The 23,157-nt window shown below is 62.7% G+C and carries 23 protein-coding genes and 1 tRNA gene; 9 read left to right on the top strand and 15 right to left on the bottom strand.

Annotation, left to right across the window (positions count from 1 at the left end; all coding sequences use genetic code 11):
• Nucleotides 1-28: 28 nt before the first annotated feature.
• Nucleotides 29-1,051, bottom strand: a complete 1,023-nt coding sequence (deoC, locus tag P775_RS02255; protein WP_099909436.1) for a deoxyribose-phosphate aldolase — start codon at nucleotides 1,049-1,051, stop codon at nucleotides 29-31.
• Between the two features lie 198 nt (nucleotides 1,052-1,249).
• On the opposite strand from deoC, the gene P775_RS02250 reads away from it, so the two are divergent.
• Genes P775_RS02250 through P775_RS02235 form a run of 4 tightly spaced genes read left to right on the top strand, consistent with a single transcriptional unit; the run spans nucleotide 1,250 to nucleotide 5,092 of the window.
• Nucleotides 1,250-2,209: a metal ABC transporter solute-binding protein, Zn/Mn family gene (locus P775_RS02250; protein ID WP_099909435.1), complete on the top strand. Its 960-nt coding sequence runs from the start codon at nucleotides 1,250-1,252 to the stop codon at nucleotides 2,207-2,209.
• A complete protein-coding gene (locus tag P775_RS02245) occupies nucleotides 2,206-2,985 on the top strand; it encodes a metal ABC transporter ATP-binding protein (protein ID WP_099909434.1) in 780 nt (259 codons plus the stop codon). The genes P775_RS02250 and P775_RS02245 overlap by 4 nt, the downstream gene beginning before the upstream one ends.
• A complete protein-coding gene (locus tag P775_RS02240) occupies nucleotides 2,985-4,187 on the top strand; it encodes a metal ABC transporter permease (RefSeq protein WP_099909433.1) in 1,203 nt (400 codons plus the stop codon). Before P775_RS02245 ends, P775_RS02240 begins: the two co-directional genes overlap by 1 nt.
• Nucleotides 4,187-5,092, top strand: a complete 906-nt coding sequence (locus tag P775_RS02235; protein WP_180287288.1) for a metal ABC transporter permease — start codon at nucleotides 4,187-4,189, stop codon at nucleotides 5,090-5,092. The genes P775_RS02240 and P775_RS02235 overlap by 1 nt, the downstream gene beginning before the upstream one ends.
• A 97-nt stretch (nucleotides 5,093-5,189) precedes the next feature.
• On the opposite strand, the gene P775_RS02230 is transcribed toward P775_RS02235, so the two are convergent.
• On the bottom strand, nucleotides 5,190-5,618 hold the full coding sequence (locus tag P775_RS02230) for an organic hydroperoxide resistance protein (RefSeq protein ID WP_099909432.1): 429 nt from the start codon (nucleotides 5,616-5,618) through the stop codon (nucleotides 5,190-5,192).
• Between the two features lie 110 nt (nucleotides 5,619-5,728).
• On the opposite strand from P775_RS02230, the gene P775_RS02225 reads away from it, so the two are divergent.
• From P775_RS02225 to P775_RS02215, 3 genes are all read left to right on the top strand, one after another.
• The gene (locus P775_RS02225; protein WP_099909431.1) at nucleotides 5,729-6,172 is read left to right on the top strand and encodes a MarR family winged helix-turn-helix transcriptional regulator; all 444 of its coding nucleotides are present in this window, start codon (nucleotides 5,729-5,731) and stop codon (nucleotides 6,170-6,172) included.
• Nucleotides 6,173-6,401: 229 nt separating this feature from the next.
• Complete coding sequence (locus P775_RS02220) at nucleotides 6,402-6,665, top strand: hypothetical protein (protein WP_099909430.1); 264 nt, start codon at nucleotides 6,402-6,404, stop codon at nucleotides 6,663-6,665.
• Nucleotides 6,666-6,677: 12 nt separating this feature from the next.
• A complete protein-coding gene (locus P775_RS02215) occupies nucleotides 6,678-7,313 on the top strand; it encodes a DUF1523 family protein (RefSeq protein ID WP_099909429.1) in 636 nt (211 codons plus the stop codon).
• Between the two features lie 53 nt (nucleotides 7,314-7,366).
• Here the strand turns inward: P775_RS02215 and P775_RS02210 are convergent, their stop codons facing one another.
• The 13 genes from P775_RS02210 to P775_RS02150 all read right to left on the bottom strand — a co-directional run bounded on the left by P775_RS02210 (nucleotide 7,367) and on the right by P775_RS02150 (nucleotide 22,297).
• Nucleotides 7,367-8,239, bottom strand: a complete 873-nt coding sequence (locus P775_RS02210; RefSeq protein WP_099909428.1) for a dimethyl sulfoxide reductase anchor subunit family protein — start codon at nucleotides 8,237-8,239, stop codon at nucleotides 7,367-7,369.
• Between the two features lies 1 nt (nucleotide 8,240).
• Nucleotides 8,241-8,987: a 4Fe-4S dicluster domain-containing protein gene (locus tag P775_RS02205; RefSeq protein ID WP_099909427.1), complete on the bottom strand. Its 747-nt coding sequence runs from the start codon at nucleotides 8,985-8,987 to the stop codon at nucleotides 8,241-8,243.
• 127 nt (nucleotides 8,988-9,114) lie between these two features.
• Complete coding sequence (locus P775_RS02200; protein ID WP_099909426.1) at nucleotides 9,115-11,943, bottom strand: molybdopterin oxidoreductase family protein; 2,829 nt, start codon at nucleotides 11,941-11,943, stop codon at nucleotides 9,115-9,117.
• 116 nt (nucleotides 11,944-12,059) lie between these two features.
• Complete coding sequence (locus tag P775_RS02195; protein ID WP_099909425.1) at nucleotides 12,060-12,452, bottom strand: Na+/H+ antiporter subunit G; 393 nt, start codon at nucleotides 12,450-12,452, stop codon at nucleotides 12,060-12,062.
• Nucleotides 12,449-12,736 (bottom strand): K+/H+ antiporter subunit F, encoded by a 288-nt coding sequence (locus P775_RS02190; protein WP_099909424.1) that lies wholly within the window; start codon nucleotides 12,734-12,736, stop codon nucleotides 12,449-12,451. The genes P775_RS02195 and P775_RS02190 overlap by 4 nt, the downstream gene beginning before the upstream one ends.
• The gene (locus tag P775_RS02185) at nucleotides 12,733-13,233 is read right to left on the bottom strand and encodes a Na+/H+ antiporter subunit E (RefSeq protein ID WP_099909423.1); all 501 of its coding nucleotides are present in this window, start codon (nucleotides 13,231-13,233) and stop codon (nucleotides 12,733-12,735) included. The genes P775_RS02190 and P775_RS02185 overlap by 4 nt, the downstream gene beginning before the upstream one ends.
• A gap of 2 nt (nucleotides 13,234-13,235) precedes the next feature.
• Nucleotides 13,236-14,876, bottom strand: a complete 1,641-nt coding sequence (locus P775_RS02180; protein ID WP_099909422.1) for a monovalent cation/H+ antiporter subunit D — start codon at nucleotides 14,874-14,876, stop codon at nucleotides 13,236-13,238.
• Nucleotides 14,873-15,214 carry a Na+/H+ antiporter subunit C gene (locus P775_RS02175; RefSeq protein WP_099909421.1) on the bottom strand — a complete coding sequence of 114 codons (342 nt, stop codon included), beginning with the start codon at nucleotides 15,212-15,214 and terminating at the stop codon, nucleotides 14,873-14,875. Before P775_RS02175 ends, P775_RS02180 begins: the two co-directional genes overlap by 4 nt.
• A 2-nt stretch (nucleotides 15,215-15,216) precedes the next feature.
• Nucleotides 15,217-18,108, bottom strand: coding sequence for a monovalent cation/H+ antiporter subunit A (locus P775_RS02170; RefSeq protein WP_099909420.1), 2,892 nt, complete (start codon nucleotides 18,106-18,108; stop codon nucleotides 15,217-15,219).
• A gap of 303 nt (nucleotides 18,109-18,411) precedes the next feature.
• Nucleotides 18,412-18,487, bottom strand: a tRNA-Thr gene (locus P775_RS02165).
• 45 nt (nucleotides 18,488-18,532) lie between these two features.
• A complete protein-coding gene (locus P775_RS02160) occupies nucleotides 18,533-20,005 on the bottom strand; it encodes a heme biosynthesis protein HemY (protein WP_099909419.1) in 1,473 nt (490 codons plus the stop codon).
• A 10-nt stretch (nucleotides 20,006-20,015) separates the two neighbouring features.
• Nucleotides 20,016-21,500: a hypothetical protein gene (locus tag P775_RS02155; protein WP_099909418.1), complete on the bottom strand. Its 1,485-nt coding sequence runs from the start codon at nucleotides 21,498-21,500 to the stop codon at nucleotides 20,016-20,018.
• 56 nt (nucleotides 21,501-21,556) lie between these two features.
• Complete coding sequence (locus P775_RS02150) at nucleotides 21,557-22,297, bottom strand: uroporphyrinogen-III synthase (protein WP_099909417.1); 741 nt, start codon at nucleotides 22,295-22,297, stop codon at nucleotides 21,557-21,559.
• 161 nt (nucleotides 22,298-22,458) lie between these two features.
• Here P775_RS02150 and P775_RS02145 point away from each other — a divergent pair, with 161 nt between their 5' ends.
• Entirely contained in the window at nucleotides 22,459-22,734 is a 276-nt protein-coding gene (locus P775_RS02145; RefSeq protein WP_099909416.1) for a YciI family protein, read from the top strand.
• A complete protein-coding gene (locus tag P775_RS02140) occupies nucleotides 22,731-23,150 on the top strand; it encodes an EVE domain-containing protein (protein ID WP_099909415.1) in 420 nt (139 codons plus the stop codon). The genes P775_RS02145 and P775_RS02140 overlap by 4 nt, the downstream gene beginning before the upstream one ends.
• Nucleotides 23,151-23,157 lie beyond the last annotated feature (7 nt).

The following is a 23,157-nucleotide window of genomic DNA, read 5'->3' as shown; positions in this document are numbered from 1 at the left end:
CGCACATTGCGACGCTGCAACGGGTGCTTCAGCTTATCGCATGCCGCCAGCCCGCCGAATAGGCGCCGCTCACATGGTGTTCGAGCTGTCGTTCGATATCACCCAGCAGGGATGATGCGCCAAAGCGGAACAGATCGGGGCGCAGCCAGCGCCCCCCCAACTCGTCCTTGATCAACGCGAGGTAAGTCACCGCATCCTTTGCCTTGGAAATCCCGCCGGCGGGTTTGTAGCCGACCCGGACGCCCGTTGCGTCGTGATAATCCCGGATCGCCCGCAGCATCACCAGCGTCACTGGCAGGGTGGCGTTAACCGGTTCCTTGCCGGTCGAGGTCTTGATGAAATCCGCCCCCGCCATCATGCAGATCAGCGAGGCCCGGGCCACATTCTGCAGGGTCCCAAGCTCGCCCGTTGCCAGGATCGCCTTCACATGCGCGTTGCCACAGGCCGCCCTAAAGGCCTGCATTTCCTCATACAAAGCCTGCCAGTTCCCGGTCAGAACATGGCGGCGTGAGATCACGATGTCGATCTCGGCTGCGCCCGCTGCGACACTCTCGCCAATTTCTGCGAGGCGTAGATGGAAGGGTGACAGACCGGCAGGAAACCCCGTAGACACCGCAGCCACCGGAATCCCCGACCCCGCCAGCGCCGTCACCGCAGGGGCAATCATGTCGTGATAGACACAAACCGCGCCGACGGTCAGCCCCGGCAGGCCCAGCGTTTTGAGCAGATCCGCCCGCACCGGCTGACGTGCTTTGGCGCAGAGGCGCTGTACCCGGCCCGGCGTGTCATCCCCGGCCAGCGTGGTGAGGTCGATGCAGGAGATCGCTCGCGCAAGCCAGGCCGCCTGATGATCCTTCTTGAGCGATCGACGCCCGGGCAAAGAGGCCGCACGCCGTTCGATTGCGGATCGGTTCGCCGTTGCCCGCATCACCCAATCCAGATCCAGCGGGATCCCGGGATTGCGCTGTTCGACCGTCTGCGGCAGGTTTTTGGCATCAGGCTGAGCTTCGCCCTGCCCGGTTTGCCTGTGTTGCGGCCCGTGTTCCGGCATGGTTTCCTCCGTCGTCGCGCCGTTTACACAATTGTGGCGGCGGTTTCGCCCGACTTCAAGCGCAACGCAACGCCATCCCATGCGCATTTTAGCGGCACGGCTGTGACTCATCCCTGGTTTATTGAGAATCATTCGCAAAAATGTTGACTATTTGCGAATGACTCTCATATTCAAGCCAAGCAACAGGATGATTTGACCATGCCCCTTGATCGCCGCTCTCTTCTTCTTGGCATTGCCGGAACGGCCCTGATGCCCGCAATGGGGCTTGCCCAAGGCAAGCTGTCCATCACCGCCACAACCGGCATGATCGCCGATGCCGCGCGCCGAATCGGGGGGGACGCGGTAGAAGTGAGCGCACTGATGGGGGCCGGCGTTGACCCACACAGTTACCGGCAAACCCGTACAGATATTGTTGCCCTAACGCGCGCTGATCTGGTGTTGTGGAATGGCCTGTATCTTGAGGCGCAGATGCAGGAGTTTCTGCTGCGCCTTGGCGACCGCACTCAGGTCGTCGCCATCGGCGAGGCGGTTGGAAAGGACCAGCTGCTTCACCACGCGGAGTACGAAGGCCGCCCGGACCCGCATATCTGGATGGTTCCCGATATCTGGCGCGCCGCCGTGCTGGCCGCGCGGGACGCGATGATCGCAGCGCGCCCCGACCTTTCCGCGACGTTCGAGGCAAATGCCACGGCCCATGTCAGCGAAATCGACGCCCTGTCCACCTATGCCACCGAAGCCCTGTCCAAGGTGCCCGAGGGCAAGCGTGTGCTTGTCACGGCCCATGATGCGTTCAGCTATTTCGGACGACAGTACGGGTTCGAGGTTCTTGGCATCCAGGGAATCTCGACCGACTCCGAGGCCGGATTGCAGCGCATCGGCACGTTGGTGGATACACTGGTGCGCCGCCGGATCGGGTCGGTCTTTGTCGAAACCTCTGTTTCGGACCGCAACATCCGCGCCCTGATCGAGGGTGCCGCCGCACAGGGGCACACCGTTCAGATCGGCGGAGAGCTGTATTCCGACGCCATGGGCGAGCCGGGCACCTATGAGGGCACATATCTTGGCATGATCGACCACAACGTGACCGTGATCGCCCGCGCCCTGGGCGCCGAGATCCCCGCAACGGGCATGGCCGGCCAACTGCGGGGTGCAACATGACCCTTGCCCTGCCCCGGAGCGATCCGGATCAAAGCCCTCTGTGCATTCGCGGCCTCACCGTGTCCTATGGTGAACAGCCGGTGGTGTTTTCTGTGGATATGACCGTGCAGGACGGCGCGATGACCGCGATCATCGGCCCCAATGGAGCGGGCAAATCCACCCTGCTGAAGGCCGCGCTGAACATCGTGCGACCGCTGTCAGGCCGGATCACCGTCTATGGTCAGCCGCTTGCAGAACAGGCCCAGCGCATCGCCTATGTGCCCCAGCGCGCCAGTGTCGACTGGGATTTCCCGACCGAGGTTCTGGATGTTGTCCTGATGGGGCTTTACCGCGACCTTGGCCTGCTGGGCCGTGTCCGAGGGCACCATATCCGGCATGCCAAGGACTGTCTGGACCGCGTGGGGATGGAGGATTTTGCCGCGCGGCAGATCGGCCAGCTGTCCGGCGGGCAGCAGCAACGCGTCTTTCTGGCCCGTGCTCTGGCCCAGCGCGCAGACCTTTATTTGCTGGACGAACCCTTTGCCGGGGTCGATGCCGCGACGGAACGCGCCATCATTGATGTGCTGAAAAGCCTGCGGGCCGAGGGCAAGACTGTGGTTGCCGTGCACCACGACCTGTCCACAGTGCGCGCCTATTTCGACAATGTTTTCCTGATCAACCGCCGCAAGATGGGCGAGGGGCCCATCAGCACAGCCTTTACCCCCGAAACCGTGCAGGCAACCTATGGCGGGCGCCTTGCCGACGGGCAGATCACGCAACTGACGCAGGACGCCTGATGCTGATTGACGCGCTGTTCCTGCAGATCGGCTATAATGCCACGCTGGTCACGCTGGGATCAGCCACACTTGGCCTTGCCGCCGGGGCGACGGGCACGTTTCTTTTCCTGCGCAAACGCGCGCTTGTGGCCGATGCGGTCAGTCATGCCACCCTGCCCGGGCTCGCGCTGGCCTTTATGCTGATGGTGGCCATGGGAGGGGATGGGCGCAACCTTGCCGGGCTCATGGCTGGTTCGGCGCTGTCGGCCTGGGCCGGACTTTTGTGCCTGTCCTGGCTGACACGGCACACGCGGCTGGCCGAGGATGCGGCCATCGGGGCGGTGCTGTCGGTGTTCTTTGGCTTTGGCATCGTGCTGCTGACGGTGGTGCAGACCCTGTCCGCCGGGCGTCAGGCGGGGCTGGAGAGCTTTCTGCTGGGGTCCACCGCCGGAATGCTGTTCAGCGACGCGCTGCTGATTGCCGCCGGGGGGCTATGCGTGCTGGCCTGTGCGCTTGCCCTGCGCCGCCCGCTGCTGCTGGTGGCGTTTGATCCTGGATATGCGCAAACGCAGGGAATAAACGTGCAGCGCATGGACCTTGCCATCATGACACTGGTCATGGCGATCACGGTAGTGGGGCTGAAGGTCGTCGGGCTGATCCTGATCGTAGCCCTGCTGATCATACCCGCTGCCACCGCGCGATTTTGGTCCAACCGGGCGGATCGCGTGGTGTTGCTGGCCGGGCTGTTCGGGGGGCTGTCGGGCTATATCGGCGCGGCGGTGTCGGCCACGGCGCCGGGGCTTCCGACGGGGCCGATCATCGTGCTGGTGGGCTTTGGATTTTTCGTGGGCTCACTGCTGCTGTCGCCGGGGCGTGGTGTTCTGTCGTCTGCCCTGCGTCACCGCGCCTATCAGCGGCAGGTGCATCTGCGGCAGGGTCTGCTGGCCCTTGCCCGGCAACAGCCAGTGTACGAGGCGATGACCCGGCGCCTGCTGCGCCGCGCCGGGCTGGTCCGTGCCGATGGTGTGCCCACACCCGAGGGGCACAGCCGTGCCGCAGCTGCCCTGCGGGACGAGACCCGCTGGCAGGCGCTGCGGTCGAGCATGCATCTGTCCGAGCTTTCGACCCGCGACGACGGGCTGACCCTGATCCTGGATGTGCTGACCCAGGACCAGATCGCGGAACTGGACCGGCGCATCAACGCAAGCCCGAGGGTGGTCTGATGGGGGCTGAATTTGTCATGCTGTCGCTCGCGCCGCTGCTGATCGGCATCTTTGCCGCCGTGGCCTGCGCCCTGCCCGGCAATTTCCTGCTGCTGCGTCGTCAGTCGCTGATCGGGGATGCGATCAGCCATGTGGTGCTGCCGGGGATCATCGTCGCCTTTCTGCTGACCGGGCGCATTGCGGCCTGGCCGATGATGCTGGGGGCTGCCGGGGCGGCGCTGGTCGCCGTCGTGCTGATCGAGACGATCCGACGTCTGGGCCGGGTCGACAGTGGCGCCGCGATGGGGGTGATCTTTACGGCGATGTTCGCCGCAGGGGTGCTGCTGCTGGAACAATCCGACACGGCGTCGGTCCATCTGGATGTCGAACATGCGCTGTACGGCAATCTGGAAAGCCTGATCTGGCTGGACGGCATGGGCTGGGCGTCGCTGCTGGATCCGGTTGCGCTGCGGGGTCTGCCGCCCGAACTGCCGCGCATGGCGCTGACGCTGGGAGTGGTGGCGCTGTGCACCTGGATCTTCTGGCGGCCGCTGAAGATGGCCACCTTTGACGAAGGGTTTGCGCGGACAATGGGGATTCCGGTACAACTGCTCAGCCTTGGTCTTGTCATCACCGCCGCCATTGCCGCTGTCGCCGCCTTTGATGCGGTGGGGTCGATCATCGTGATCGCGATGTTCATCTGCCCGCCCGCCACGGCGCGGATGATGACCAACCGACTGGCTGCGCAGATCTGGTGGAGCGTGGCGTTTGCCGTGCTGTCGGCGATCCTGGGCTATGTGCTGGCTGGCTATGGGCCGCTTTGGTTTGGCGGCAGCAATGCGGTGTCTGCCGCCGGAATGATCGCCACCGTGTCAGGCCTGATGCTTTCCGCGGCCGCACTGATCGGGCCGCATCGAAAGGGCTGAGGCCAAATTTCCTTGTGAAACGGGCGCGCCGACGGACAAAAGAAACCCCGCACAGCGCTGAGGCTGGCGGGGTGGCACTGGTTACAAGAAGACAGGATCAGGCCAGTTCGGGCGTGATGGTCAGACCCTTGGTGATCGCGTTGGAATAGGGGCAGACGTGGTGGCCGCCGTCGATCAGATCCTGTGCCACCTCGGGGTCGAGGCCGGGCAGATCAACCTTGATCTGGATGTCGAGGCCAAAGCCGGAATCGTCGCGCGGGCCGATGCCGACGGTGACATGCACCTTGGCGTCATCGGGCACGGTCACCTTTTTCTGGCCCGCATAAAAGCGCATCGCCCCCATGAAACAGGCCGCATAACCCGCCGCGAACAGCTTTTCCGGGTTGGCGCCCGTGCCATCGGCGCCGCCCATTTCCTTGGGCACCGTCAGGTCAAACGACAGCGTGCCATCGTCGGTCTGGGTGTGGCCGTTGCGGCCACCGCCGCTTGAGGTTGCGCTGGTCGAATACAGGATCTTGGTCGGCATGGGGTTCCACCTTTTGTATCGTGTACGTTTAAATCGTGTGCGATACTTATAGCGCTCATATGATCACGTCAAGGCTTGCGATTAAATCGCGCACGATATAATTTCACCGAATGAACAAAGCTGATCAGTCCCCCACCGGTCTGGAGCACATGCTGTGCTATGACCTATATGCCGCGAACCATGCGTTCGGACGGATCTACAAGCCCTTGCTTGCGCCGCTGGGTCTGACCTATCCGCAATATCTGGCGATGCTGACCCTTTGGGCGGCGGCACCACTGAGCGTCGGGGAAATCGGGCGGCGGCTGGGGCTGGATTCAAACACGCTGACGCCGATGCTGAAGCGGCTTGAGGGCATGGGGCTGGTGCAACGCCGCCGCGATGGCGCGGATGAACGCCGGGTTTCGGTGGACCTGACCGAGGCCGGGCGCGCGCAAGAGGCGCAGGCCGCCCATGTGCCCGGCTGCGCCGCTGCGGCGACGGGGCTGAGCATGGCAGAGCTGCTGGCGCTGCAACTGCAGCTGCGCAAACTACGCGGCGCACTGAAACCCGACTGAGCGCGGCGGTGATCTGCCGATCAGAGGGTTCACCGTGGCGGCAGCGGTTTTTCGGCCTGACTGAGATGTAAATCAACATTTCACCTCCCACATCCCGTATGATCCGACAGAGGCGGTCGCACAGGCCCTGCGTGAAACTCACATCACAAGGGATACTGTGAGCCGACTGTCAGAGAGATGAACCGAGCGCACGCTGCGCCGTTCCGGGCCATGTGAAGGAGACCAGCAGATGATCGCCTTTCTGGAACTGCTGATCGGCGGTTTTGGTGTGCTCACGCTGGTCTATATCGCCCTGTCGCTTTATTCCCGCTCTGTCAGACGCGGCAAGCTGATGGCGGAATGGGATGCGGTTGGCAGCGGCGACAGAGATGTCTTTGTTCAGCAGGGGCTGGAGGAATATGACGGATCGCTGCGGCGCAAGCTGATCCTGGGGGTCTATGTGGTGCCAATCTTACTGATGGGGATGATCATCTACCTCGTCAATTTCTACTGAGAGGAGACCGCAATGGTCTACGTCAAATGGGTCTTTATCCTGCTGTTCTGGGGCTTTGTGGGGTCTGTTCTGCATTACACGCTGCCGCAGCATGACATTGTGCGCGTCTCCGACACCTATGGAAAGCGTGTCGACCCCGGTGCAAACAGCTGGTTCTGGGCGCAGGCGGATGCGGGCACTGATGTGACGATGGGCAGCCGCGATGTGTTCTTTATCCAGACTCGGCGCGCCGGGGATGACGTGATGGTCTACCGCAACGAGGATACCGGCTGGGGCTGGCCACCCTATTTCAAATTCGACACCGCAAACCTGCAGGCCGAGGCGTCTGATCTGCGTTCGACCGCCGCAGATCCGCAATGGGCCATGCTGACCCATTACGGCTGGCGCAACGAGTTCTTTTCGATCTACCCGAATGCAATCGCGATCCGGGCCGTGGACGGACCGGACGTCACCATTATTCCCTGGGTCAACATCATCATCCTGACGCTTCTGGCGGCGTTCTTCTGGGCAATCTGGTCACGCTGGCGCCGGTTCAAACGCAACCGCATCAACCCTGTGCTGGCGGATATGAGCGAAGGGCTGGAGGCTGCGGGCGATTCCCTTGCCGAGAAACGCGGCCGGTTCGGGCGCTGGCTGAATGGTCGCTAATCCTGACCGGTGCATGGCCGACGCTGAAATAACGATTGATTTCAGCGTTGGGCCTAGCGTTTTCCATAGTACAGGCCGACCACATGCTCTGCCTCGGCAAAGAACAACCAGCGGGCGGTGAGCACGCCCGTGACATGGCTGAGCAGGGCGAGAAGTGCCGTGATGTGGTGAAACGGGGCCAGCAGCAGCAGGATCGGCAGCACCATCATCAGGATCAGCGCGATCCCCCGCAATTTGCGCGCATGGCGGCGTGCGACGACATAGACCATTTCACGCAGCAGATAGTTGGTGCCGGTGTGCGGCGGCTCGAACGCGCGCACGCGGCCCCCATCCCCCAGCCCCGTGGCGGTACCCAGGGTTGTGCCCGAGGCCTGCAGCGCCTTGTCACCGATCCGCCACCAGACGACCTGCAGCGCGCCGACAATCAGGATTAGCGCCAAAGACAGGGTCACCCGCCCGGAGAGAAGCGCGCCGCCGGCAAGCGACAGGCTGAGAAACAGCAAAGGAGTCAAACGGTTGTGCCAGCGCGGGACGGTTTTCAGCTGCGTGTAGATCATCGAGGTGGTGAAGACGGTGCCCAATGAGAGTGCCGCGCCGAGCCAGCCCAGCGGCGGGATTTTGACATCCGCAAAGACGAGCCCTGCCGCGTAGAGGCCCATTGTGACAAGGGCCGCGACGGCACAGCACGCCTCACGCGAGAGCCAGCTGCTGCGCCATTGCGAGAAGGCCTTGAGCGCGCGTTCGGGGCGGCCAAGGTGTTGGGCCGAGGCGGCAAGCCCGCCAAGCGCCAGTGCAAACCCTATGAAAAAGAACACAAAAGCCACCCAACCCCGGGGCGGTGTCGGATCCATGCCGAGCCAGAACAAGAGGCCGAAGCCGAGGCCCGAGAAGGTTGTGAAGGCGATGATCGAGGGGGCGGGATTCATGTCAGATCTTGTCCAGAGCCTTATCCAGCCAGCCGAGGAAACCGCGCGGTTCGTCAGCCACCGGAGTCAGGAACGGGGCAAGAACGGAGCTATCCGCCCAGTCATCCTTGGGCCGAGGCGGCAGGTATTTATTGACCGGCAGCGTGCCCTGTTCGGGCATGAGATCCATGCCGCCGCGGTCCCTAACCAGTTGAGAAACGTGGCTTTCCGGGTCAGAGAAATCCCCGAAATGGCGCGCGTTCGAGGGGCAGGTGCGCACGCAGGCGGGGGTGCGATCTTCTTCGGGCAGGTTTTCGTTGTAGATGCGGTCGACGCAGAGGGTGCATTTCTTCATCACGCCTGCGGCGGCGTCCAGTTCGCGTGCGCCGTAGGGGCAGGCCCAGGCGCAGAGACCACAGCCGATGCAGTCCTTTTCGTTGACCAGAACGATGCCATCCTCGACACGCTTGTAGCTGGCCCCCGTGGGACAGACCGTGACGCAGGGGGCATTTTCGCAATGCAAACAAGACTTTGGAAAGTGGACAAGCTGGGCCGGACCTGTGTCTGGCTGGACCTCGTAGGAATGCACACGATTGAGGAATGTGCCGGATGGGTCTGCGCCATAAGGGTCCTGATCCGACAGGGGCGCGCCGTCATTTTCTGTGTTCCAACCCTTGCAGGAAATGACGCAGGCATGACAGCCGACACAGGTATCGAGGTCGATCACGAGGCCGAGCTTGCGGGTGGTGGATTTGGGCAGATCGGTCATTTCGGGCTGTCTGGAAAGCGTATGGAAAGGGTATGGTTTTCGTATGGCAGCGGTGTGGACCCGGGCGGCGGGCCCCAAAAGTCTTGGAAAGACTTTTGGCAAAACTTTTTAGAAAAGTTTTGGGTGCTCATAGGCCGACCTTCCAGCGCAGGGATTTGGGTGCTGCCGGGACCGGCGAGGCCTGCGGGGAGGTGACCGGCTGGGATTCGTCCGGCGCCACGGATTTCTCGATCTTCACGCGCAGGTCGAACCAGGCGGCCTGACCGGTGATCGGGTCCGAATTGGCCCATCGCAACCCGTCGCCCTTGGGGGGCAACAGCTCGTGAATCAGGTGGTTCAGAAGAAAGCCCTTGGTAGCCTCGGGCGCGTCCTTGTCCAGCGCCCAGGCGCCCTTGCGTTTGCCGATCGCGTTCCAGGTCCAGACTGTGTTTTCGTTCAGCGCCGCCATATGGGCGCAGGGCACGGTGATTTCGCCGTGGCTGGAGGTGACGCGGACCCAATCGCCGTCTTTCAGTCTGTGCCGGACCATCAGCTTCGTTGGCAGATAGAGCGGATTGTGGCCGTGAATCTGACGCAGCCAGGCGTTTTGCGATCCCCAGGAATGGTACATCGCCATGGGGCGCTGCGTCAGCGCGTGGACCGGGAATTCCACGGGATCCTCGTGACCATCCGACAACGGCGGATACCAGATCGGCAGGGGATCGAAGGTCAGCTGGATGCGCCCGCGCAGGTGGTCGGGCGGCTGGCGGTCGCCGTGCCCCAGTGCCGCGAGTTGGAATTTGCGCAGCGGTTCGACGTAGAGCTGAAAGAGGTAGGGTTCCGGTTTGTCGTAGAAGCCCATGGACACCGCCCAGTCCTGATAGGCAGTGTTCCAGGGTTTGAAATAACTGGCCTCTTCGGGGACGTGCATGGTGAAAAAGCCGCCGTTTGCGATATAGCTGTCGATCTGCGCGGCGTTCGGCTCTCCCCGGCCATTTTTCAGGCCGGTATCGCCCATGCGAAAGCCGACCAGCGGGCCGATGCCGGGTTTGCGCATGTGGTTGATGATGTAGTCAGCGTAATCTGCATAGGTCGCTGTGCCATCCGCATTGGTGAAGCCCGGCAGGGCCAGACGGTGACCCAGATCGCAGAGCACCGACTGAAAGCCGCGCACATCGCGGTCGGGCTCTACCACCGGCCAGCGGATGGCATCTGCGGCGGCGTCCGGTTCCGATATGGGCCGGTCGAGCAGCGAGATGCAGTCGTGCCGTTCAAGGTAGGTCGTGTCAGGCAGGATCAGATCAGCATAGGCCACCATTTCCGAACTGTAGGCGTCGGAATAGAGGATGTGGGGGATCTTGTAGGTTCCATCCTCTTGCGTGTCGGTCAGCATCTCCATCACGCCGCGCGTGTTCATCGACGAATTCCACGCCATGTTTGCCATGTAGAGGAACAGCGTGTCGATCCGGTAGGGATCGCCGGCATGGGCGTTCGAGATGACCATGTGCATCAGCCCATGGGAGGACATCGGGTTTTCCCACGTGAACGCCTTGTCGATGCGAGCCGGGGTGCCGTCTTCCTTCAGCGCCAGATCCTCGGGGCCTTGCACGAACCCCAGATGCGGGCCGTCAAGCGGGGCATTGGCGGTGGTCTTGCAATGGGGCTTTGGATGCGCCGTGGCCGGTTTGGGATAGGGTGGTTTGAAGCGGAAACCGCCGGGGGTTTCGACCGATCCGAGCAGGATCTGCAGCACATGCAGGGCGCGGGCGGTCTGGAACCCGTTGGAATGGGCGGAAACCCCGCGCATGGCGTGAAAGCTGACAGGGCGGCCGATCATCTGAGCGTGGTGTTCGCCGCGGAAATCGGTCCAGGGGCGGTCGAGGATTACCGGTTCGCCAAAGGCGGTCTGCGCCAGTTCAGCGGCGATGCGGCGGATGCGGGCGGCGGGGATGCCGCAGCGGGTCTCGACAGCGTCGGGGCTGTAGGACGGGTCGAGGTAACGTTCCGCGATCAGGTGCATGACCGGGCGGTGGGTCACGCCGGCATGGCGGTGCCGGCCGGCAAGGTCGGGGCGGATGCCGGGTTGATCAAAGGCGGCAGGCTTGCCGGTGTTGCGGTCAATGACCAGCGGCGTGCCGTCTTCATCCCGCAGGAACAGGCCAAAATCGGGGGATTTCGCGTCAGAGTTCAGCAAGACCGGCGCGTTGGTGTAGCGCGACAGGTAATCGAGGTCGATCTGCCCGGCCTTGAGCAGTTCATGCACCAGCGCGAGGATGAACAGCCCGTCGGTGCCCGGCGTGATGCCGACCCATTCATCGGCGATGGCGTTATAACCGGTGCGGATGGGGTTGACGCCGATCACCTTGGCGCCGCGTTCCTTGAGCCGGCCCAGCCCCATCTTGATCGGGTTGCTGTCGTGATCCTCGGCCACGCCGAAGAGCATGAAAAGTTTGGTATGGTCCCAGTCGGCCGCGCCGAATTCCCAGAAGGCGCCGCCCATGGTGTAGATGCCGGCGGTGGCCATGTTGACCGAGCAGAACCCGCCGTGCGCCGCGTAGTTGGGGGTGCCGAACTGCTGCGCCCAGAAGCTGGTAAAGCTTTGCGACTGGTCGCGCCCGGTGAAAAAGGCGAGCTTTTCCGGCGCGGTTTCGCGGATGGGTTTGAGCCAGCTGACAGCTGTTTTCAGCGCCTCGTCCCAGGAGATTTCCTCGAACTCACCCGAGCCGCGCGGGCCGGTGCGGCGCAGGGGCGCGCGCAGGCGGGAGGGCGCGTTGTGCTGCAGGATGCCGGCAGAGCCCTTGGCACAGAGCACGCCCTTGTTGATGGGATGATCGCGGTTGCCTTCGATATAGGCGACCTTGCCAGCCTTCAGGTGGACGTCAATGCCGCAGCGGCAGGCGCACATGTAACAGGTGGTCTTGCGGACCTGGTCCGAAACCTTTGGTGATGTGTCGATCTGTGGCTGTGTCCGGGCCATGCGGCGCCTTCGTGATACCTGTGCCGTGACGCTAGGGGATCACGGCGAAAGGGGCCAGAATTTTCTGCGAAAACAGGATGTCCCGGCAAAGCCGCGCCCAGGCGACCGGCCAGAGGTCAGGACCTTGTCGGCAACTCTGGATCGTCAATGGCTTCGTCCAGCGGGTTGAGGGTGGACCAGGTCTGATCATTGGGCGGTGACGGCGGCGGCACGTCCTGACCGCGGTGGATCGCCACCTTGGCAATGAAATTGGCCGAAATGGGGGCTGTTACGAAAAGGAAGGCCATGATCAGCACTTCTTTCAGCGAGCCGCTGCCAAAGGCGAAGGAATGGATCATCGAGGCCATGAGAAGCGCGCCGATGCCCAGTGTTGCCGCCTTGGTCGGGGCGTGCATGCGTTTCATTGCGGTGTCGAGTTTCATCAGGCCGACAGAGCCGATAAGGGTGAAGACCGCGCCGATGACCAGCGCGACGGCAATGACGATTTCGATCAGATCGGTGAGTGTCATTCGATGATGTCCCCCCGCAGGATGAAGCGCGCATAGGCGACGGTGGAGACAAAGCCGAGCATGGCAAAGATCAGCGCGGCCTCGAAATAGATCTCTGTCCCCTGGGCGATGCCCAGCAGCACGATCAGGCCGATGGCATCGACAACCATCGTGTCGAGCGCAAGGATGCGGTCGGTGACATCCGGGCCGATCACCAGCCGGACCATGGCCAGAAGCTGTGCCAGCGACACGGCGCAAAAGGCGAAGACAAGGGCGAGATCATAGAGCCTGTCAGGGGCGATCATTCGAAAATCTCCTTGAGCCGACGTTCGTAACGGTTCTTGATGTCATCCCGCACGGCGTCTGCGTCATCAGCGTTCAGCGCGTGAATCAGCAGGCAGTGACCTTCGTCGGACATGTCTGCCGTCACGGTGCCGGGGGTCAGGGTGATGGTGCCTGCAAGGATGGCAATCGCCTCGGGCGTGCGCAGCTCGAGCGGGATGGTCACCCAGATCGAGCGCATGTCGCGATTTTTCTTGGTCAACACGATCCAAGCCACCTCGATATTCGCGATGAGGATGTCCCAGAGCACAAGCAGCACATAGAGCGTGATCTTGACCGGGTGCACGCGTCTGGGGGCGTCGGGCCAGTAGGCCGCCGTCACCTGCGGGATCAACAGGCCCAAAATGGTGCCAAAGACGACCGTGCCCAGGGAAATGCCGCCCGCCAGCAGGCACCAGACCACGATCAGCACAAAGGTCAGGAAGGGATGCGGGAGTATGGAGCGTCTCGCCCGTTGCATGGTCAGTTTCCTCCCTCTGATGTGGCGGTGCCTTCGGCAGCACCGTCCTCTTCGGCGTGATACGCGTCCCTGGACATATCCTTGCCCGGCGCGTCAAGAACGGCGCGGATGTAAGGCTCTGGCGCAAAGAGCTGCGCTGTGGTGGCGCCCATGTAGCGTGTCACCGGGCCGGCAAACACGGTATGCGCCACCAGAAGCGCCAGAAGTGCCCCGATCGAGACAAGCTCTAGCACCGGGATATGCCCCTTGGGATCACGTGTTTCCAGCGCCCCCTGTTCATCATCAGGCAGGGAGTCATCCGCGATCTGGTCAGCGAGCTGGTGCGATTTCCAGAACAGCACGCTGCCCGCGCGGGAAAAGCCGACAACGGCCAGCAGGCTGGAACCAAGGATCACCGCCCATGTCACCCACATCAGCGGCGTGTCGAAAGAGGCGTTCAGGATCAGCAGCTTGCCCACGAAACCCGACAGCGGCGGCAGGCCGGTCATGGCGATGGCCCCGACAAAGAACAGCGCGGCAATCATCGCACCACCCGGAATGGGAAGGGCGGCGCGCAGGTCCAGCCCTGCCTCGCCCCGGCCCGAGCGGATCAGATCGGCGATCAGGAACAGCGCCGCTGCCGCCAGTGTGGAGTGGATCACGTAATAAAGCGCCGCCGAAATGCCCGCCGGGGTGAACAGCGCGACCGAGGTCATCAGCATCCCCATGGAGCCGATCACCGAAAAGGCGACCAAGCGGTCGAGCTTTTTCGCGCCCAGCACGCCGGTCATGCCAATCAGCAGACCAATCAGCGCCACGGGCAGCAACCACATGCCAAAGAGGCCCGAAGTGGTTTCCAGATCCGGCGGAAAGATCATCGTGTAGACCCGGATGATCGCATAGGCGCCGACTTTGGTCATGATGCCGAACAGGGCGGCGACGGGGGCCGGTGCCTCTGCATAGCTGGAGGGGAGCCAGAAGTGCAGCGGGGCGATGGCGGCCTTGACCGCGAAAACCATCAGCAACAGCACCGCCGCGACGCGGATACCGGTGGAATTGCCGGGATCGATCTGGGCCACACGGCCGGCAAGATCGGCCATGTTGAGCGTGCCGGTTTCCGCATAGATCGCGCCGAGCGCAAACAGGAACAGGGTCGAGCCAAGCAGGTTATAGAGCACGTATTGCGTGCCGGCCCGCAGTCGGCGGGTGCCGCCCGAATGGATCATCAGCCCGTAAGAGGCGATCAGCAGCACCTCGAAGAACACGAAAAGGTTGAAGAGGTCGCCGGTGAGGAAGGCACCCATGATGCCCATCAGCTGAAACTGGAACAGGGCGTGGAAATGCTGGCCGCGTTTGTCCCAGCCCGATCCGATGGCATAAAGCAACACGAAGAGGGCGAGCACGGCGGTCAGCAGCACCATCATCGTCGACAGCCGGTCCGCCACCAGCACGATGCCAAAGGGCGCCGACCAGTTGCCCAGCTGGTAGATGTCGATGCTGCCATCCGAGGCGCGCCAGGCGAGCCCCGCGGCAATGGCGAGCAGGGACGCGACACCGGCCACCGAGAAGGTCCGCGCAAGGGTCAGATGAAAGCGTACAACAAGCAGGATGAAGGCCGCGAGCATCGCCGGCAGGATGATGGGCGCAATGATCCAGTGGGTCATGTATCGGCCCCCTCTTCTTTCGGGTCGTTCACATGGTCATCATCCGCGCCAAGATAGGCCCCCAGCGCGATCACGACGACCACAGCCGTCATGCCAAAGGAAATCACGATCGCGGTCAGCACGAGGGCCTGCGGCAGCGGGTCGGTGTAGCGTGTGACGCCGTCCATCAGGATCGGTGGCGCGCCGACAGTCAGCCGGCCCGAGGCGAACAGGAACAGGTTGACCGCATAGGTCAGCAGCGAAGTGCCGAGGATCACCGGAAAGGTGCGCAGACGGAAGACAAGGTAAAGTCCGGCAGCCGTCAGCAGGCCAACGGAAGAGGCAAACAGCAGTTCCATGGTCAGGCCCCCTTTCCATCATTGGCCGGCACGGCTCGGCCGGACGTGTTTTCCGGTGCATCCCGGCTTGGATCGATATCCATCGCAAACTCCGACTCTTCGACATGCGCGCGGCGCGCCAGCCGTGAAAAGCTTTCCAGCGACAGCATGACGGCGCCCAACACCGCGAGGAACACGCCAAGGTCGAACAGCGCTGCTGTTGCCAGTTCGAACTCCTCCATCGGGGGGATGCGGAAATAGCCAAAGGCCGAGGTCAGGAATTCATTGCCCGAAAGCCAGGAGCCGATGCCCGTCAGCCCGGCGATCAGCACGCCGGTACCGATGATGCCGTGATACGGATAGCGCTGCCGCTCGGTCGCCCAGTTGTAGCCGCTGGCCATGTATTGCATCACCACCGCAATGGCGACAACCAGCCCGGCGATGAAGCCGCCCCCGGGCAGGTTGTGCCCGCGCAGGAAGATGTAGACGCCGACCATCAGAACCACGGGCATCATCACCCGGGTCAGCACCACCATCATCAGCGGATGGCGGTCCCCGGCCAGCGGTTTGTCCGGCAGACGGTTCAGCAGACGCGCCCGCACCGGCCCGCCCAGAAGCGTCTCGGTCAGGGCGAAGATGACCATGGCGGCGATGCCCAGCACGATGATCTCACCAAAGGTGTCAAAGCCCCGGAAGTCGACCAGAATGACGTTGACGACATTGGTGCCGCCGCCGCCCTTGTAGGAATTGGCGAGGTGAAATTCCGAAATCGACGGCGCCACAAAGTCGCGCATCAGCAGGTGGTAGGTAAAGGCCATCGCCGCCGCGCCGCCAGCAATGGCGATCAGGCCATCGCGCAGCTTCTTGCCGAGTTCGCTTTCGCTGGGGGTGGTGTCGGGCAGGAAGTTCAGCGCCAGCAGCAGCAGAATGATGGTCACCACCTCGACCGAGATCTGGGTCATGGCAAGGTCCGGCGCGCTGAAATAGGCGAATCCGACCGACACGACCAGCCCGATGATCCCCATCAGGATCAGCGCCAGCAAACGGTTGCGGTGCTTGAGCACGAGGAACGCGGTCGCCACCACCAGCGCGAGCCAGCCCGCAGCCGCAATCGCATGTACCGGCATCGGATCGCGGGTTGGGGCAAAGCTGTTGCCGGTCAGCCAAGCGTGACCACCCGCGACGATGATCGCAAGCGTCATAATGCCGGCATATTGCGTGAAGGCGCCGTTGTGCAGCACCTGCGTGGTTTCGCGCGCCAGTCGGACGAAACCGGCAACGATCTCGTCAAAGATCACCTTTGCCTCGGGGCGAGGAGTCGCCTCCCACAGTTTCGAGAGAGGAGAGAAGAGCGCGAGCAGGATCAGACCGCCGGTGACAGCGATGATCGACATGATCAGCGCCGGGGTCACGCCATGCCACAGGGCAAAATGCACGTCCGGCACGGCATAGACCCCGCCCAGAACCGCGGCCGTTACGTATTTCACCGCCGGTTCAGCCAGGAACGGCATCACGCCGATCAGCACCACCAGAACTGTCAGGATCGCCGGGGGCAGCCACATGCCTGCGGGCGGATCATGCGGATGGCTGGGGTAATCATGCCTCTCTTCGCCCAGAAAGGTGTGGCCGATGTAGCGAAAGGAATAAGCCGCCGAGAACAGCGCGCCGAATGTCGCCAGTGCCGGCACCAGCCAGTCGGGCCCGTAGAGCATGGTATGCGAGACCTCTTCGAGCCACATTTCCTTGGACAGGAAGCCGTTGAAGAACGGAATGCCGGCCATGGACAGAGCCGCGATCGTCGCGATGACAAAGGTCACCGGCATCAGATGGCGCAGGCCGCCAAGGCGGCGGATGTCGCGTGTGTGCGCCTCGTGATCGACGATCCCGGCGGACATGAACAGCGCGCATTTGAACGTGGCGTGGTTGAGGATGTGAAACACCGCCGCCATCGCCCCAAACGCCGTACCCGTGCCCAGCAGCATGGTGATCAGGCCAAGGTGACTGACAGTGGAAAAGGCCAGCAGCGCCTTGAGGTCATGTTTGAACAGACCGATCACCGCCCCCAGCACCATGGTGATGAGGCCGGCGGTCGTGACGATGTAGAACCATTCGGGCGTGCCCGACAGCACCGGCCAGAGCCGCGCCATGAGGAAAATCCCCGCCTTCACCATCGTCGCCGAATGCAGATAAGCCGAAACCGGCGTCGGGGCGGCCATGGCATGTGGCAGCCAGAAGTGGAACGGGAACTGCGCCGATTTGGTGAAACACCCAAGCAAGATCAGGATCAGCGCAGGCACATAAAGCGGATCGGCCTGGATCAGGTCGCGCTGAGTCAGAATGACGCTGAGATCATAGGAGCCGGCAATCTGGCCAAGGATCAGCATGCCGCCGATCATCGCAAGGCCCCCCATGCCGGTCACGGTCAGCGCCATTCTGGCGCCTTGCCGCCCTTCGGGCAGGTGTTTCCAGTACCCGATCAACAGGAAGGACGACAGCGAAGTCAGCTCCCAGAACACCAGCAGGACAAGAATGTTGTCGGACAGGACAATCCCCACCATCGCGCCCTGAAACAGCAGCAGATAGGTGAAGAAGGATCCCATGTTGTCTTCGCGTGACAGATAGCTGCGGGCATAGGCGATGATCAGCAGACCGATGCCCAGGATCAGACAGGCGAAAAAGGCGCCCAGCCCGTCCATCATCAGGTTCATGTTCATGCCAAGGGCCGGCAACCAGTCGATGCGGGCCTCGATCACCTCGCCGCGCAGCAAGGCGGGCAGGTTCGACAAGAGGCCCACAAGCGCGGTCAGCGTGACGGCAAAGGTGGTGCCGGCACAGACCTTACGCCCCGCACCGATCAGAAGCCCGGGCAACAAGGCGCCCAGAAATGGCAAGGCAACAACCAGGAAGAGCGACAAATGGGACCTCCAGTTCCGTCAGACAAGCAGCGCCCTATCTGTGCGGGTTTTCTGAACCAGCCTCAAGCCCAACCGGCCGCATTGCGACAGGTTGACCACCCATGAGGCTGATCGCAAAGGCTTGTCCGGGGTAAAATGCGTGTGGGAGAGGCGGTTTTGCGCCGGTGCGCCGCAAGGCGATGACCGCCGGCCTGCGTTGACCCTGTCCTGCAAGGTCACGTCGGGCGCGCTATTGGCACGGTATGAAAGATTGCAAGTGGACCCGCGATCCGCAAAGGCCGTGCGCGGAAGGAAGAAGTAAACTGGTGCCGCTGAAGGGATTCGAACCCCCGACCCCATCATTACGAATGATGTGCTCTACCAGCTGAGCTACAGCGGCCCTGATGCGCGGGCTATTAGCACCGGTGATGCCCCGGGGAAAGGATTATTTTGCCTCTTCCCGGGTGGGCATCTCGTCCGAATGGGGGTCAAGAACCTCGGCATCGACGGGATCTGTCACGGCGGGCAGATTTTCATCCCGGGATCCGACGACGAGGGGCAACATTTCTGCGCTGGCGGTCATGGTGTAGTCTGCGGACTGGGGCGGGGATTTCCACGACAGCGTGTCAAAGGCGGCGCAATTGGTGCAGACCGGTGTCCATTCCGAATGGATGTTGTTGCAGTTGTCACAGACCCATTGCGGCCCGCGCGGCGCGGTCAGTGCCTTGGCCAGCCAGCCGCGCACAACGGCATCCGGCGCCCCTTCGCCCCGTTCGACGGCGGCCATGATGGCCAGAACGCGGGTGTCCGGTTCCTTTTCCACCAGATCGCCGACGGCGCGGCGGGCGGCGGGAAAATCCTCGGCTGCGAGGTTGAGTTCGGCCAGAAGAAGGCGGGTTTCGCGGTGATCTGGCTGGATCGCCGTCAGATTCTTGAACCGCTTGAGGCGTTCTGCAGGGGTTTCATTGGGCACGATTTCGGCAAAAGCGGCGGCCAGATCCGGGTGCGGGCGCACCGACCATGCCTTTTTCAGCAGGCGCACGGCGTTCTTGGGGCGATCTTCGGCGATGAAACCGCGGGCGGCCATGCAGGCGGCGGGGATCAGGTCGGGTGAGGATTTGTTGGCGGCAATCGCCGCCTCGCGCGCTTCGATCGACTTGCCGCTGTCGAGCACATCCTTTGCCTCTGACAGGGCCAGAACCGCATCGCGGCGCTTGTAGACGTCGCGCGGCATGGTGCCATATTTCAGCTTTGCATTCAGAGTCTTGCGGGCGCCGACCCAATCCGCCTTCTGCGCCTGAAGCTTGAGCAGAACATCCTGCACCTCTTCATGCTTGGGTTTGAGGGCGAAGGCGCGTTCGGCCAGCTGCAGCGCGGTGTCGGTGTCACCCTGCGCCAGTTTTTGTTTCATGATGCCGCGCACCCCGACAAAACGGGTCGCGTCGCGCTGGACCAGCCGTTTGTAGACCTGTTCGGCCTTGGCGCGGTCGCCATTCATTTCAGCGGCCTGCGCAGTGATCAGATCGGTGAGTTCGGGTTTGTTGAGATAGCGGTCCGCCTTGGTCGCCTTGGCCATGGCAACGCGGCCTTCGCCCGAGGCGAGCGCCATGAGACCTTCGCTGAGCGCCTGATAACCCTTGCGTTCACGGTTGCGGTCAAAATGACGCGACAGCGCGGTTTCATCGCCATTGAGGAAATGCAGAACCGCGATCAGCAGCGAGACCAGCTTGAACAGCACCCAGACCAGCACCACCAGCGCCAGCGCCGCCAGCACCGATTGCAACGGCCCGAGGGTGTATTCCATCCCGGCCACGGTGATCTGCACACCACCCGAGCTTTCCATCAGATACCCGGCGCCAAGAGTCAGTGCCGCGACAATCGCGACGAAGATCACAATCTTTATGAGAGACCAAAGCATTGTCCGACCCTTATTCCTGATTCAATTCCTGCGTCAGCGTGACCGCCGCGCCTTGTGCCCCAACGCGCGACTCTGCCTTTGCGATCCAATCGCCCATGGCCGCCTGAGCCGTTTCGCTCAGTGTCGTGACCTCGGCCAGTGATCCGGCGACGTCGCCGGACTTCAGCGCTGCTTCGGCACGCGACAGGACAGCATCGGCATCGGCACCCTCACGCGGGGTGACCGAACGCGCGCCGACCTGATCGCGGAAGAAGCTGAGCAGGTGATTGGCGGTGCCCTCTTGCGGCGCGGCCTCAGAGCGGGCGGCGGCAAGTGCGGCGCGGGCCGCATCAGGGTAGTCCGCCAGCAGTTCGCCCAGCGTGGCCACACCGTCCACCGCAACGCCGCTCAGCGCGGGGGGCAAGGTGACAGAGCTGTTGCCTTGGAGCGCGGCAATCTGGTCTTCGAAAGGTTCGCCGTTTTCCAGCGCCGTGGTCAGTTTGGCGAGGGCTGCGCGAGACGTGGCGAGTTTGGCCTGAACTTCGGAATTCTGCTCGGCGGCAACAGCCTCGGCTGCGAAATTCTGGATCTCGGTGCGCTGGGAGTCGATGTCCGCGCGCAGGTCATCCATCTCTTTCTGATAGGCGGCGACGGCTTCGGGCGAGAGCGCCGCTTCCATCGGGCGCTTTTCAAGTTCGACCACGCGACCTTCCATCCGGCCGATCTGATCGGACAGGCCTGACATCTCACTTTGCATATCACTGAGCTGAGAGCCGAGCTTGGCCACGGCGCTGGTCAGTTCCGAGACGTCAAATGCGCCAACGACTGTTTCCGTATTGCCCAGACGCGCGGTCAGATCGTCAAGCTGGGCGCGCTGCTGTTCAAGGCTTGCGGTGGTCTGGGCGCGGAACGGATCATCAGAGCCGGGGCCAAAGGGCCAGCTGTTACTGTCGTATTGCGCATAACCATAACCGATGCCTGCGGCCAGAACGCCACCGATCAGCATCGGGAAGAATCCCGCCTTGCGCACGACGGTGGTTTCACGGATTACCTGCGGCGCGGCGGTTTCGCTGGATGTTTGTGCGGACTTTTCAAAGACCGGCGCCGGTTCGGGATCCGTTTCCGGCTCGACCTCGGTCTCTGGAGGGTGGGCCATACCTTCGTTGGTGGCGACGTCCGTTTCAGAGAGTTCCGGCTGTGGCGTGTCTTCGGGGCTTGCCTCAACCAATGTGGCCTCGGTCGAGGTTTCATCCGCTCCGGGTGTCATCGCCGGGTCATCAGACAGTGCGTCCCCTTCGGTCTTTTCATCCGGGGTCGCTGCGGTGTCCCCCGCGCCGGGGAGGGGCGAATCAGCCCCTGGATCCTTGCGCAGGATGCCATCATCGGGTTCGGCACCGACCGGTTCAGGGCCAGTGTACTGCGTTTCCTCTGTGGAAACATCAGTGGTTTGCGTCTTTTGCTCGTCCGGCCCGGAGATCTGATCCGAGGTGTCCTTGGAGTTTTTTCCGTCTGCCACGTGGTTCCACCCTTTCGAATCTTAAAGCACTTAAGATGTTGTCAATTCCAAGGACCTTACTGTGCGTGATCCCAGCCCTCAAGCTTCGTTGCCGAAGCAAGCAATTGCAATACCGCCTTTTGCATCGCCTCGCCTGACGGCTGTGAAGTCACAATGTTCGCAATCGCGCGTAAATCAACAACTTCCTGCAGGATGGCCTGACTCATCGCGACAATCAACAGCGGTGCGGTGCCGCAATGCAGGCCCGCAAAGCGTTCGGCGCTGCGTGGAGAGAACAGCGGCACAACCACTGGCGCCGTTCCGTTCAGCGCCGCGCGGGCGCGATCGGTCAGCTCCAGCAGGGGCTGGTCATAGATCACCGCCTCTTGCGTCCTTGTCCCAAGATCGCTCAGCGTTTGTGCGATATTGCCCCTGGCATGAGTGCCGCGCAGATGCAGCAGCGGGCCTGTCGGCGGCTGGCGCAGGATCAGTTGGACCAGCGCGGCGGCGTCACCGTCCGCCGAAAGCGGATCAAACCCCGCCTGCCGCGCCGCTGCGGCCGTCGCGGCGCCGACAACGTAACATGTGTCCACCACCGCACCGCCCAGCGCGCCATAAGCCGCAACGCCATTGGCCGAGGTGAAAATGACCCCTCCGTCGCTGGGCATATCGGGGAGGGTGCCGCAGGCATCCACACCAATCAGCGGGCTGATCACCGGATCAAACGCCACCTCGCGCGCGCCCTGCAGCGCCAGAACAAAGCCTTCGGACGCGGCGCGGGGGCGCGTCATCAGCAGGATCGGGCGCGTTCCGGTCATGATCTGTCCCCCGCAAACAGGCTGGTCGGGATTGTGAGCCGCATGAGACGGTGGTACCTGCAGGGGCCGCCTGACGCAATGGAAACGGCCCTGATCGCACGGCGTTTCAACGTCACCGCGCTGCACAGAGTGCAGTCACAACCGTTCAAGGAGGAATTGCCATGCTTGTTGCCCTGATCGCCCGGGACAAACCCGGTGCCCTGTCCATCCGTCAGGAAAATCGGCCCGCCCACGTGGCCTATCTGAAATCATCCGATGTGGTGCAACAGGCCGGCCCGCTGCTGGACAGCGCCGGAGAAATGGCCGGATCCCTGGTCATTCTGGACGTGCCAGACATGGCCGCCGCCGAAGATTGGGTCAAAGGCGACCCCTATGGCCACGCGGGACTGTTTGAAAGCGTCGAGCTGGTGGTCTGGAACCGGGTCATCGGCGGATGAGATACTGGCTGTTCAAGTCGGAGCCTGACAGCTGGTCCTGGGACGATACCGTCGCCAAGGGGCAGACGGGCGAGGAATGGGATGGCGTGCGCAACTATCAGGCCCGCAATTTCATGCGCGAGATGGCCCTGGGGGATCTGGGGTTTTTCTATCATTCACAGTCGGACAAGGCGGTTGTGGGCATTGTCGAGGTCTGCGCCACGGCCCATCCCGAAAGCAAGGCGCCGGATGACCGCTGGGACTGCGTCGATATCCGCGCGGTGCGGCCCTTTGCCAAACCGGTCACCTTGCAGATGTGCAAGGATAATCCCCGCCTGAGCAAAATGGCATTGGTCAAGTCAGCACGCCTATCCGTTCAGCCGGTAAGTGCCGAGGAATGGTGCATCGTCTGCGAGCTGGGCGAAACGGAACGTTAAGAGCCTT

It is taken from the genome of Puniceibacterium antarcticum, from assembly GCF_002760615.1.
Lineage (GTDB): Bacteria > Pseudomonadota > Alphaproteobacteria > Rhodobacterales > Rhodobacteraceae > Puniceibacterium > Puniceibacterium antarcticum.
The sequence above is the reverse complement of the archived record's forward strand: the minus strand, read 5'-3'. Positions and strand labels throughout refer to the sequence as shown.

Bases quoted from the DNA above. Each gene is read 5' to 3' on its own strand.
- deoC (WP_099909436.1), bottom strand. From the start codon at position 1,051: ATGCCGGAACACGGGCCGCAACACAGGCAAACCGGGCAGGGCGAAGCT.
- P775_RS02220 (WP_099909430.1), top strand. From the start codon at position 6,402: ATGATCGCCTTTCTGGAACTGCTGATCGGCGGTTTTGGTGTGCTCACG.
- P775_RS02175 (WP_099909421.1), bottom strand. From the start codon at position 15,214: ATGGAACTGCTGTTTGCCTCTTCCGTTGGCCTGCTGACGGCTGCCGGA.
- P775_RS02245 (WP_099909434.1), top strand. From the start codon at position 2,206: ATGACCCTTGCCCTGCCCCGGAGCGATCCGGATCAAAGCCCTCTGTGC.
- P775_RS02180 (WP_099909422.1), bottom strand. From the start codon at position 14,876: ATGACCCACTGGATCATTGCGCCCATCATCCTGCCGGCGATGCTCGCG.
- P775_RS02235 (WP_180287288.1), top strand. From the start codon at position 4,187: ATGGGGGCTGAATTTGTCATGCTGTCGCTCGCGCCGCTGCTGATCGGC.
- P775_RS02225 (WP_099909431.1), top strand. From the start codon at position 5,729: ATGAACAAAGCTGATCAGTCCCCCACCGGTCTGGAGCACATGCTGTGC.
- P775_RS02140 (WP_099909415.1), top strand. From the start codon at position 22,731: ATGAGATACTGGCTGTTCAAGTCGGAGCCTGACAGCTGGTCCTGGGAC.
- P775_RS02240 (WP_099909433.1), top strand. From the start codon at position 2,985: ATGCTGATTGACGCGCTGTTCCTGCAGATCGGCTATAATGCCACGCTG.
- P775_RS02190 (WP_099909424.1), bottom strand. From the start codon at position 12,736: ATGATCGCCCCTGACAGGCTCTATGATCTCGCCCTTGTCTTCGCCTTT.
- P775_RS02160 (WP_099909419.1), bottom strand. From the start codon at position 20,005: ATGCTTTGGTCTCTCATAAAGATTGTGATCTTCGTCGCGATTGTCGCG.
- P775_RS02230 (WP_099909432.1), bottom strand. From the start codon at position 5,618: ATGCCGACCAAGATCCTGTATTCGACCAGCGCAACCTCAAGCGGCGGT.
- P775_RS02210 (WP_099909428.1), bottom strand. From the start codon at position 8,239: ATGAATCCCGCCCCCTCGATCATCGCCTTCACAACCTTCTCGGGCCTC.
- P775_RS02195 (WP_099909425.1), bottom strand. From the start codon at position 12,452: ATGACACTCACCGATCTGATCGAAATCGTCATTGCCGTCGCGCTGGTC.
- P775_RS02185 (WP_099909423.1), bottom strand. From the start codon at position 13,233: ATGCAACGGGCGAGACGCTCCATACTCCCGCATCCCTTCCTGACCTTT.
- P775_RS02250 (WP_099909435.1), top strand. From the start codon at position 1,250: ATGCCCCTTGATCGCCGCTCTCTTCTTCTTGGCATTGCCGGAACGGCC.
- P775_RS02200 (WP_099909426.1), bottom strand. From the start codon at position 11,943: ATGGCCCGGACACAGCCACAGATCGACACATCACCAAAGGTTTCGGAC.
- P775_RS02215 (WP_099909429.1), top strand. From the start codon at position 6,678: ATGGTCTACGTCAAATGGGTCTTTATCCTGCTGTTCTGGGGCTTTGTG.
- P775_RS02150 (WP_099909417.1), bottom strand. From the start codon at position 22,297: ATGACCGGAACGCGCCCGATCCTGCTGATGACGCGCCCCCGCGCCGCG.
- P775_RS02205 (WP_099909427.1), bottom strand. From the start codon at position 8,987: ATGACCGATCTGCCCAAATCCACCACCCGCAAGCTCGGCCTCGTGATC.
- P775_RS02145 (WP_099909416.1), top strand. From the start codon at position 22,459: ATGCTTGTTGCCCTGATCGCCCGGGACAAACCCGGTGCCCTGTCCATC.